General features: G+C 35.6%; 1 protein-coding gene. It reads right to left on the reverse strand.

Features of this window, described 5'->3' with window-relative positions; translation table 11 throughout:
• A partial coding sequence (locus tag FC65_RS10775; protein WP_056972744.1) for a replication initiation protein occupies positions 1 to 716 on the reverse strand: 716 nt, incomplete at its 3' end.
• Positions 717 to 1125: the final 409 nt, after the last annotated feature.

Below are 1125 nucleotides of genomic sequence, written 5' to 3' on the forward strand. Positions count from 1 at the left end.
TTTATTTTATTATGAATTTCATACCAAGAACCTTTGAGAAAATCATCTTCATCATTTGCTTCGGCTTTCCATGTAAAGGTATAACCTGTAACTTTATTTCCTTGCCCTTTGTGTAATTTCTTTATAGTGAAGCCTTTAAAGATCGGAGAAAGTTCCTCTCGACAAATTTTTAAAACGCGTCTATCGATATCAGTAGGTCTATAGGAATCGGGAATATCTAAAAGTGTACGAAAATCTTGTATAGAGAAGTTACGCTTACCAACAGTTCTATATTGTTTGATTAAACGAAACAGCGTTTTAGAATAAGTGCTTCGAAGATTAACAAATTGTTCTAATCCAAACCTTGTCCAGGTACTTAATTGATTAAATAGTCCCTTAAACTTAGGATTTACAGCAATTGTTACTATTTGTTGTTCCCTATCTATACTATATTCGGTAAAGGCAACAAATTTCGTAAGAACTTTTCCGTCATCTGTCCAGGCACTTAGGGAAAGTAATTTATCGTAAGTTGAACTTAAATCTTGAACAAAGGTTTCACCATGTCTATCATTTTTACTTAAATTTCTTAAATCACTGAAGGAAAATGTTATCTCGGTAGTTCCTTGATCACGAACACGAGAAGCAATTGAGAAAAATAAATTCATTTCTCGAGAATTAAATTTACGTAAAGGAATAGAATTTAATCTATTTTCGTATTTAACAATATTATTAACCATTAGCAGCACCTCCGAGCTTAGGTTAAACATACCCTTTTTTATAAACTACGTCAATAATAAAATGTCGTCGAAAGGCGGCAGAAATGTCGTCGAAAGAACTCGCTACTCCAGTCACAGCAAGGCTTTCCAAGATCCTAAAGAGGTTTTAAAGAGGTTTATAAAGAGTTATTAAAGAAGCTCACCTTAAAACAAACAGCTTAAAGTGACGTACAAAATCCTATTTTTCAAAAATCAAACCCAGCTCGGTACCCTCGCTCAAAAAGGAGTGAGAGTAAACCACTCTCACATTCAACTCCCTTCGCTCCGCTCAGTGCGCAGTCGCCTACCGGCTCCTTTGCTAAATTCAAAACAGGTTGACAGGAAATCTTCGCGCACGCGCTCAGAGCAAGCGCCTCAAGTTAAAATAACT

The organism is Ligilactobacillus acidipiscis DSM 15836 (genome assembly GCF_001435755.1).
In the GTDB taxonomy this organism is placed as follows: domain Bacteria; phylum Bacillota; class Bacilli; order Lactobacillales; family Lactobacillaceae; genus Ligilactobacillus; species Ligilactobacillus acidipiscis.